Source organism: Variovorax boronicumulans (assembly GCF_019352895.1).
In the GTDB taxonomy this organism is placed as follows: domain Bacteria; phylum Pseudomonadota; class Gammaproteobacteria; order Burkholderiales; family Burkholderiaceae_C; genus Variovorax; species Variovorax boronicumulans_A.
Map to the genome: position 1 here is coordinate 75,339 of NZ_JAAAFX010000004.1, position 9,185 is coordinate 84,523.

Genomic DNA, 9,185 nt, shown 5'->3' on the forward strand with positions numbered 1-9,185 from the left:
CCATGTCTTTTCCCATCGTCTCCATCGACGCCGTGAAGGAGGCCGCCCACGCGGCAGCCGAGCGCGGCGAATCACTCAACGACTCCTGCCCTTGGCCCTTCTACAGCGATGCCGGCCGCCAGTTCAAGCAGTTCTTCATCCTCCGCAAGGCCGCACTCCAAGCAGCGGCCGCAGAAAGCCTCTCATGAGTTTCATGGTCACCGCCACCGGCATCGAGTACCACTTCACGGGCCCCGACTCGGTCACCGAGAAGGGCCGCCACTTCCGCATCGAAGACATCGCGCACCACCTGGCGCAGCTCAACCGCTTCACCGGCGCGTGCAAGCGCCCGTACAGCGTGGCCGAACACAGCCTGCTGTGCAGCGAGATCGCGCAACGCGGCAAGGCATCGGTTCACGTGCAGCTCGCCGCCCTGATGCACGACGCCCACGAGGCCTACACCGCCGACCTGAGCAGCCCAGCGAAGCGCGCCGTGAACCAGCGCAGCGTCGCTGCCGGCGGCACCAACGCATGGACCGTGTTCGAGACCGAGCACGAGAAGGCCCTGCGCTCGCACTTCGGCATCTCCACCGCCTTCACTTCGTATCGCGGCCTGCTGCGCGACATCGACCTGCGCGCGCTGGCAACCGAGCGCCGCGACCTGACCGCCTGGCGCGACCTGACGCATTCGGGGTGGGAGATCCTCGGCGACGGCGCTGTGCTCGCGAGCGACCGCATCGAATCCATCGACTGGCTCTCGCTGGACACGTCCGAGCGCGAGGCCATGACGTGGAAGGACTGGCGCGCGGCGTTCCTCGACCGCTTCGCACTGCTGACCGCCAGCATCGTGGCCAGCCGCGGGAGCCGCGCATGAAGGCCCGCGCTGACCGCTCGCCGCTCGCGCTGACCGAAGGCGCCGCCGCGGCAATCGCTCTGCTGGCCGCCACGCCGCTGCTCGATGGTGCATCGATCTTCAACCACAGCGGCCAGGCCAACGACGTGGTTTCGTCGCTGTGCGATCGCGGCCTGCTGAAGCAGCAAGGAGGGCAGCGCCGCGACGGCGTGCAGGCCACGCTGTACAGCGTCACTCGCAGAGGCTTCTCCGCGCTCGACCGCTACAAGAGCCGCCGCAGCGCGCGCCCTGCCACCCACGTCGAGTACGCGCCTGCGCCCACCACCAAGGGCTACACGTGCCCTGAGCTGGGCCGCACCTGTCACCGCCCGGGCGCCTACGACGCCTTCTCGCTTCCCAGCCGCTTCGGCAACGAGTGGCGCATGCCGCGCGGCGCTGCCTGACCGCCTTCCGCCCACCACCAGATCACCACAGGAGCCACCGTGCAAATCATCATCACCGGCGACACCCTTCACCTGCATCTGCCCACCGGCGGCACGCAGGGCGCCATCAGCATCGACACGCGCGCCGCGGCAGCAGCACCGCCCGCGCCCAGCCCCAAGGCCACTGCGCTGCAGCCGCCTGCGGCGGGCGAGTACTGGGCCGACCAGGGTGGCTACTTCATCTGCACGCAGCCCGCGCTGCTCGGACTGCCCGCGCGCCACCTGATCTTCGGCGACCTTGAGCACGACGAGCTTGCCTATGGCCCGTACGAGGACATCGAGGGCGCACGCAGCCAGCTCGACGGCGCAGCCAACACGCGCGCCCTGTTGGCCGCCAGCGATGAGCACCAGGCCGCCAAGTGGGCCGCCACGTACACCGCCGACGGCCACACCGATTTCCACCTGCCGAGCCGCGTCGATCTGCTGATGGCCTACGTGTGCGCACCGCAGCTTTTCAAGAAGAGCGGCTGGTATTGGTCAAGCACGCAGACCTCGCGCTACAACGCCTTCGTCCAGGCCTTCGAGGACGGCGGCAGCAACTGGGACGACAAGGACGACCGGCATCGTGCTCGGGCCTGCCGCTGGATTCCCTTGACCGCTTGAACCCTTCACCCCTTCACCGACGTGAGCGTCGGTCGACGAATTTTTTTACAGAACGGAGCTCCTCATGATCGCATCCACCTTCACGCTGCCGGCCTTCGGCACCGTCATCGCAGGCCAAGGCGGCATCTTCGCCGCCATCCTGCGCGCACCGCTGATCGACGGCGTCGAGCAGCCGCCCTTCGCCCTGATCGCGTCGGACGCAGCCGAAGGCGAGGTCAAGTGTGCATGGGGCGAGTACGGCAAGGACGTGCCGGGCACTAGCAGCCGCACCGATGGCCAAGCCAACACCGATGCGATGGTGAAGGCCGAATGCCCCGCTGCGCTGCAGCTGCGCGCGCTTGCCATCGGCGGCCACACCGATTGGTATCTGCCCAGCCTGGGCGAACTCAACTCTGCCGCAGCCAATGTGCCCGAGATCTTCAGCAAAGACGGCTGGTATTGGACCAGCACGCAGCGCTCGCGCTACGGCGCCTTCGTCCAGGACTTCGAGGACGGCGACAGCGGCTGGCTCGACAAGGACAGCCGGCATCGTGCTCGGGCCTGCCGCCGGATTCAGCTTGACGCCTTGAACGCTTGAACCCTTCACCGACGTGCGCGTCGGTCGACGAATTTTTTCAAAGGACCAACATGACCAGCCTGGCAACAACCTCCACAAGCCTCACCCTCCATCGCGCGACCGCAGCCTTCGAGAACTGGGAAAACAACTTCCGCGCCAACCCCGAGGTCTTCATGACCCAAGAGGAGACGGCAGCGATGGCCGTAGCCACCCTTTCCGAAGGCCGCGGCATCCACTTCATGGCACTGCTGCGCGACCTGCCTGCGCTGGAGCTGCCGCCTGCCGCCGGCGAGATCTGGCCCGGCCAAGGCGGCCGCTTCATCTGCACGATCGCAGCGTCCGCAGGCCTGCCAGCGCGCCACCTGGTGTTCGGCGTCGACGAGGCCGAGGAACTCGCCTTCGGCCCCTACGAAAGCATCGCAGGCGCCGACAGCCACCTCGACGGTTCCGCGAACACCAAGGCGCTGATCGCCAGCGGCAAGGAGCACCCCGCCGCGGCCTGGGCTGCTGCGTACACGGCCGACGGCCACAGCGACTTCCACCTGCCGAGCCGTCACGACCTCCTGCTCGCATACATCCACGCGAAGGAGCACTTCGACACGGATGACTGGTATTGGTCGAGCACGCAGGGCTCGCGCGGCCTCGCCTTCGTCCAGGACTTCGAGGACGGCAACAGCTACTGGGCCGACAAGGACTACCGGCATCGTGCTCGGGCCTGCCGCTGGATTCCCTTGACCGCTTGAACCCTTCACCCCTTCACCGGTGAGCAGCACCGGTCAAAGTTTTTTTTAAGCCATGGCCCTCTACAGCGATCTCCCCATCTACAAGCACGGTTGCGACCTGCTCTCGCTCTCTGTCGACGTGCAGACGCAGATGCCGCGCATGTTCAAGCGCTCGCTCGGCGAGAAGATTCACGACCTGTGCGTCGAGATGCTCGAGGCCATGGCCATGGCAAATGCCACCCGCGGCGAAGCGCGCATGGAGCAGATCGAGAAGCTGCTCAAGTACCTGCGCGCCGCCACCGCGATGCTGCGCATCAGCCATGACAAACGACTGATCTCGCCCAAGCTCTGGGCGCAGTCCGTCGAGCTGCTTGACGCTGTCGGCTCCCAAGCTGGCGGCTGGCGCAAGCACACGCTCGGTACCCTTTCCGCAGCGCCTGCTGCATGACGGTCAAGGCCATCATGCCCGTGCGTTTTATGAATCCGGTCAAGCCGCTGGGCCACAAGCCCACCGCTATGCGCACCACGGATACCGGCGAGCAGCAGCTCGATCTATGGTCCGGCGCAGTTCCCGAGCCGATCGGCGCAAGCCTTCGACCCGGCGACGTAGATAGCTCGACATCACGCAGAACTCGCGCAACAACGCCTTCGTCCAGGACTTCGAGAACGGCAACAGCAACTGGAACGACAAGGACAACCGGCATCGTGCTCGGGCCTGCCGCGGATTCATCCGCCTCCCTCGTGGAGGCCCCTTTTTCAATGGCCGAGCTGGTGCAAGCCTGGCTCGACTGCCGGCGCAACAAGCGCCAGAGCGCGAGCGCGCAGGCCTTCGAGGCCGACGCCGAGCGCAACCTCTGCGCACTGCGCGCCGAGATGCTCGGCGGCAGCTACCAGCCCGGCCGCAGCATCTGCTTCGTGGTCACGCGCCCGAAGCCACGCGAGGTGTGGGCCGCTGACTTCCGCGATCGCATCGTGCACCACCTGCTCTACAACAAGGTCGCACCGCGCTTTCACGCCAGCTTCATCGCTGCGAGCTGCGCGTGCATCCCCGGCCGCGGCACGCTCTACGCCGCGCAGCACCTGGCGCACGACATCCGCTCGATCACGCAGAACTGGAGCCGCCCGGCCTTCTACCTGAAGTGCGACCTCGCGAACTTCTTCGTCGCGATCGACAAGCAGGTGCTGGCCCAACAGCTGGCCGCGCGCATCACCGAGCCATGGTGGCTCGCCCTTGCGCGCCTGGTGCTGCTGCATGACCCCCGCGCGAATGTCGACGTGCGCAGCTCGCCCGCCCTGCTCGCACAGGTCGCGCCGCACAAGAGCCTATTCAACGCCCCGACAGACGTGGGCCTGCCGATCGGCAACCTGAGCAGCCAGTTCTTTGCCAACGTCTACCTCGACGCGCTCGACCAGTTCGCGAAGCATCAGATCCGCGCTCGGCGCTACGTGCGCTACGTCGATGACTTCATCCTGCTGCACGAGTCAGCGCAGTGGCTCAACGACGCGCACGCACGCATCAACGCCTTCCTGCCCGAGCGCCTGCATGCGCGCCTGAATCCGAAGAAGACCGTGCTGCAGCCCATCGCGCGCGGCATCGACTTTGTGGGCCACGTCATCAAGCCCTGGCAGCACACCACTCGACCGAGAACGATGCGCACCGCGCTGCGCCGCCTCGAGGTCATGCCCGCAGCCGACGTGCACACGGCCGGCAACAGCTATCTCGGGCTGGTGCGCCAGACCGAGAACAGCCACCAGGACCAGGTCGCCATCGCGCGCGCGCTTCTGAAGCGCGGGCATGCGGTAGATGGCGGCCTGACTCGCGCGTTTCGGAGCCGACAAGCAGCGCCCACGAGCAAATAGCAACCCGAGGATCACCATGCCCCAGACCAACCAACGAGATACGCTGATCGCGGCCGAACGCACGCCGCAGGACTACGCCCTTGAACACGCCGGCTATCTGGTCGACGCCGCCGAGCGGTTCATTGCTGCAGTCTGCGTCGACGCCCAGGCCGCGCTGGACCACGATGAGCAAGACGTCATGGAGACCGCCAAAGCTGCCGACAAGGCCAGGGAGGATTCGGGCAAACACATGACCAGCCTTCGGGCCGCCATTCACGACTTCCGCGTCCATCGCAACCGCGCTCTCGCTGCCACCGCCCCCAATGCCGGGGCTCCGCTGGCGGGAAAATATTTCGACGCCTTCCTGTGCCGCGCGTGGGGCGAAACCGATCTGCCGAGCGCCGAGATTGTTTCGGGCTGGGAGGGTGTGCGGCGCTTCATGGCGCGCGAGTGGTTGGGCGAAGAAGGCGCGACCGACGATGACGGCGAACCGACGCTGGACCGATTCAAGGCTGATTTCGATGAGCACGAAGAGGACAAGCGCGGCGGGCCCTACGTGTGCGAATTCGAGATTGGCGGCGTCAGCGTCGAGCGCATCACTGGCTGGTCCGCCGCACCCGCGCAACAGGCCGGGGCTCCGCTGCCACTGGCGCCCAGCGAGGCGGTGGCATGGGGCATCCGGCAGAAAGGTAGGACCCGGCCGCACATGATTACGCTGGTCAAGAAGACAGCCGAAGATGACATGCGAGCCAACGAGCGGCGCGCACTGCATACCGGCTTGGAAACCTGCTTTGAGCTGGTGCACCTGTTCGACCACCCCACCCCGCAGCAGGCGCTGCCACTGGCGCCCAGCGCCGAGCTGATGAAGCTGTCGCAGTTCGCGCACACCGCCGCGCACATGAGCGAGGACCACATGCGCAACAACCTGCTCACCATCGCCGACAAGCTGATCGCTCTCGCCACCCCACCCCAGGCGCTGCCACTGGCGCCCAGCGAGGCACCGGGGTTGGCGAGCGCTGACACGAAAGGCTGGCTTGCGGCTTTGTCGGATGCCCGCTACGCGGCAAAGGCCAACGGCAATTCCTGGCTTGTCACAAAGCTCGCAGAATTGCACGTTGCCCTTGCCACTCTCCCCGCCAGTGAGGCGGAAATGCGCGCCATCCTGCAAGAGCTGCACGACAAGTTCAACACGCGCGTTTACGGGACGGGCAGCTACATCAAGCGGGACATGCGCGACCGAATCGCCTCCATTCTCAACGCCACCCGCGCCCAGCCCCAGGCAGATGCGGCAGAGCCGGTGCCCTTTGCGGCGCGAGCAATGCAGCGCATGAGGGATATGGACGACGCAGCGCGGTATCGAATGGTTCGTCGCGGCCAGCACTGGAGCGTAATCGACGGCGCTGGGAACGACCTCAGGGCTGAGGCCCTCGACGCGGCTGTCAATGCGGTCATCGCTGCACAGGCACCGGGTCCGCGGGGAGAGCAGGCATGAGTACCCGAATCGCCTGCACCGCGCTCACCGGGCGCATCGTCCAGGGGCGTGTGAACGCCGCCGGCAACACCTTCACCGGCGTGAAGAAGGACATCACTAGCGACGTGCTCAAGGCCGTGATCGACAAGGCCGCATTTCATGGCGGCACGTTTGAAATCGTCGGCGACGGCAAGAAGTGGGACGTCACGGTCACAGAGGTCGCCGCCACTCAGGCACCCAGCGCAGCGAAGAAAGAAGGCCAGCCATGAGCGCAGCACACGACACCCAGGCGCTGATCGAAGAGCTTGACGCCGCAGCCGAGCGCATTACGCGCTACTCAAACAACCCGCTCGATGGCCTCCTCAGCGCGGCGGCTCGAAAGCTGGAGAAACTCGCCGCTATCGCCTCCCGCCTCCAGGAGCAGGAGGGGCAGCCCGCGCTGAGTGAGCGCGAGCAGTTCGAGGCGTGGGTCAAGGAGGACCGCGGCGACCTCAGAACGTTCGGCAGCGGCTCCAACATGCACTATCGCAACAGTGCCGTGAACCAGGCATGGACTGGCTGGCACCGCCGCGCCACCCTTGCCGCAGGCTCTCAAGCTGTGCATGTGCCCGGGTGGAAGAACGTCCCAACGAAGCCCACCGACGCAATGCTGATGGCCGGCCGAGCCGTGGACGTGGAGTCGCCGGGATGGGCCACGAACCTCAGCATCACCAACGTGGGCAACATCTACCGAGCAATGCTCGATGCCGCCCCTCTACAGCCTCTGGCTGGCGGGGAGGTGCAAGCATGATGCCGCCCGAGATCATCAGCACCACGCCCTTCCCTGCCGCGCCCGCGGTGCGCGAGCGGCCCATCCTCTTCAGCGCGCCGATGGTGGGCGCGCTGCTGGCCGGCACGAAGACGCAGACGCGGCGCGTGGTGAAGCACGCCGAACACATCGAGCAGTTCGAACGCAACGCGGACGGCAGCTTTTACTACGACTATCTGGACGAGCTGGACCCCGCCTATGTGCGGTCTCGCGAAGTACCTTGCCCCTACGGCCAGCCCGGCGACCGGCTGTGGGTGCGCGAGAACGGGTGGCAACGCCCGGCTGATCGCGCCGAGCAGGGCTGGCCCTACGCATATGACGCTGACGCTCCCTTCGGGATAGGTGCCGCTAACGAGGCCTATCGAGAAGAGGGCTGGAAGCGTCGTCCCAGCATCCACATGCCTCGCTGGGCCAGCCGCATCCTGCTGGAGGTGACCGACGTGCGCGTCGAGCGCCTGCAGGACATCAGCGAGACCGATGCGATCGCCGAAGGCATCGAACGCTCGCCCTCGATGGGCAAGCCTGGCGCATTTCAGTGGTGCGACTACCGCATCCCGCACGACGCTGCGGAGTGGTTCAACAGCCCCATCCATAGCTATGAAACGCTGTGGGACCAGATCAACGGCGCCGGCGCCTGGGCCGCCAACCCCTGGGTGTGGGCCGTTTCGTTCCGCCGCGTACCACCCACGGGTGGTATTTCCCAAACACCACCTGGAGGTAGTACGGCATGACCGAGACCACGACCCCACAACTTCAAGAACGCACCATGACGACCCAGACTGCCATCGCCTTCCAGATCAACCGCGTGGCGCAGATGCTCGACGTCTCACGGTCGACCGTCTACCGCCTGATCCGCGACAAGCACCTGACGCTGGTCAAGGTTGGCAAGCGCAGCAGCCGCATCACGGCGGCCAGCGTGAACGACTTCGTCAAGGCGCGCGAAACCGCCTAGGACCGCTACCATGACCGGGTGCCCCGCGCCCGCCTAGGCCTCGTATTTTGGGTAGCCAGGCGGGTAGCTAGGGTAGCTTTCGAGGTGTCATCCACCTCCAAGCCATTGATTTAAAACACCTTTTCTGTCACATGAAAATCGCCACCTGGAACGTCAATTCGCTCACCGCCCGCCTGCAGCACGTGCTCGACTGGCTGATCGCCAACCCTGTCGACGTGCTCTGCCTGCAGGAGCTCAAGATGAGCGACGACAAGTTCCCGCTCGACGTGCTGCAGTCGGCCGGCTACCAGGCCGCCTACTTCGGCCAGAAAACCTACAACGGCGTGGCGATCCTGAGCCGCGCGCCGGTGAGCAACGTGGCGAAGAACATCGGCGGCTTCACCGACGAGCATTCGCGCGTGATCAGCGCCACCGTCGACACCGCCCACGGCCCGCTGCGCGTCGTCAATGGCTACTTCGTCAACGGCCAGGCGCCGGGCAGCGACAAGTTCGCCTACAAGATGCGCTGGCTCAGCGCCCTGCGCGACTGGCTCGCCGCCGAGATGGCGGCGCATCCCGACCTCGTGCTGCTGGGCGACTTCAACATCGTGCTCGAGGACCGCGACAGCTTCGACCCGATCGGCCTGAAGGAAACCATCCACCACACGACCGAGGAACGCGATCATTTCCGCGCACTGCTCGCGCTCGGGCTGACCGATGCGTTCCGCCTGTTCGAGCAGCCCGAGAAGAGCTTCTCTTGGTGGGACTACCGCATGCTGGGCTACCAGAAGAACCGCGGCCTGCGCATCGATCACATCCTGGTGAGCGCGCCGCTGGTGCCGCGCGCCGTGGCCTGCAGCATCGACCGCGTGCCGCGCAAGTGGGAGAAGCCCAGCGACCATGCGCCGGTGGTACTGACGCTCGACCAGGCGGACTGACAC

At 66.1% G+C, this 9,185-nt stretch carries 14 protein-coding genes; all 14 read left to right on the top strand.

The features are described 5' to 3' along the window. Nucleotides 1–2 precede the first annotated feature (2 nt). Nucleotides 3–188: a hypothetical protein gene (locus tag K0H49_RS01965; RefSeq protein ID WP_219209475.1), complete on the top strand. Its 186-nt coding sequence runs from the start codon at nt 3–5 to the stop codon at nt 186–188. Then, nucleotides 185–853: a hypothetical protein gene (locus tag K0H49_RS01970; RefSeq protein ID WP_219209476.1), complete on the top strand. Its 669-nt coding sequence runs from the start codon at nt 185–187 to the stop codon at nt 851–853. The genes K0H49_RS01965 and K0H49_RS01970 overlap by 4 nt, the downstream gene beginning before the upstream one ends. Then, entirely contained in the window at nt 850–1,275 is a 426-nt protein-coding gene (locus K0H49_RS01975; protein ID WP_219209477.1) for a hypothetical protein, read from the top strand. Before K0H49_RS01970 ends, K0H49_RS01975 begins: the two co-directional genes overlap by 4 nt. Before the next feature lie 39 nt (nt 1,276–1,314). After that, nucleotides 1,315–1,917, top strand: a complete 603-nt coding sequence (locus tag K0H49_RS01980) for a DUF1566 domain-containing protein (protein WP_219209478.1) — start codon at nt 1,315–1,317, stop codon at nt 1,915–1,917. A 64-nt stretch (nt 1,918–1,981) separates the two neighbouring features. Then, nucleotides 1,982–2,494, top strand: a complete 513-nt coding sequence (locus K0H49_RS01985; RefSeq protein WP_219209479.1) for a DUF1566 domain-containing protein — start codon at nt 1,982–1,984, stop codon at nt 2,492–2,494. A gap of 50 nt (nt 2,495–2,544) precedes the next feature. Beyond that, entirely contained in the window at nt 2,545–3,216 is a 672-nt protein-coding gene (locus tag K0H49_RS01990; protein WP_219209480.1) for a DUF1566 domain-containing protein, read from the top strand. A 52-nt stretch (nt 3,217–3,268) separates the two neighbouring features. Beyond that, complete coding sequence (locus K0H49_RS01995; protein WP_219209481.1) at nt 3,269–3,643, top strand: four helix bundle protein; 375 nt, start codon at nt 3,269–3,271, stop codon at nt 3,641–3,643. Continuing rightward, nucleotides 3,640–5,055: an RNA-directed DNA polymerase gene (locus tag K0H49_RS02000; protein WP_307885925.1), complete on the top strand. Its 1,416-nt coding sequence runs from the start codon at nt 3,640–3,642 to the stop codon at nt 5,053–5,055. Before K0H49_RS01995 ends, K0H49_RS02000 begins: the two co-directional genes overlap by 4 nt. A 16-nt stretch (nt 5,056–5,071) precedes the next feature. Then, nucleotides 5,072–6,526: a hypothetical protein gene (locus K0H49_RS02005; protein ID WP_219209482.1), complete on the top strand. Its 1,455-nt coding sequence runs from the start codon at nt 5,072–5,074 to the stop codon at nt 6,524–6,526. Further along, nucleotides 6,523–6,774, top strand: a complete 252-nt coding sequence (locus K0H49_RS02010) for a DUF7446 family protein (RefSeq protein WP_219209483.1) — start codon at nt 6,523–6,525, stop codon at nt 6,772–6,774. Before K0H49_RS02005 ends, K0H49_RS02010 begins: the two co-directional genes overlap by 4 nt. Continuing rightward, nucleotides 6,771–7,295, top strand: coding sequence for a hypothetical protein (locus K0H49_RS02015; RefSeq protein ID WP_219209484.1), 525 nt, complete (start codon nt 6,771–6,773; stop codon nt 7,293–7,295). Before K0H49_RS02010 ends, K0H49_RS02015 begins: the two co-directional genes overlap by 4 nt. 47 nt (nt 7,296–7,342) lie before the next feature. Next, nucleotides 7,343–8,044 (top strand): hypothetical protein, encoded by a 702-nt coding sequence (locus K0H49_RS02020; protein ID WP_219212963.1) that lies wholly within the window; start codon nt 7,343–7,345, stop codon nt 8,042–8,044. 35 nt (nt 8,045–8,079) lie between these two features. Next, on the top strand, nt 8,080–8,265 hold the full coding sequence (locus tag K0H49_RS02025) for a helix-turn-helix transcriptional regulator (RefSeq protein WP_219209485.1): 186 nt from the start codon (nt 8,080–8,082) through the stop codon (nt 8,263–8,265). A 131-nt stretch (nt 8,266–8,396) separates the two neighbouring features. Then, a complete protein-coding gene (gene xth / locus K0H49_RS02030) occupies nt 8,397–9,182 on the top strand; it encodes an exodeoxyribonuclease III (protein WP_219209486.1) in 786 nt (261 codons plus the stop codon). Nucleotides 9,183–9,185: the final 3 nt, after the last annotated feature.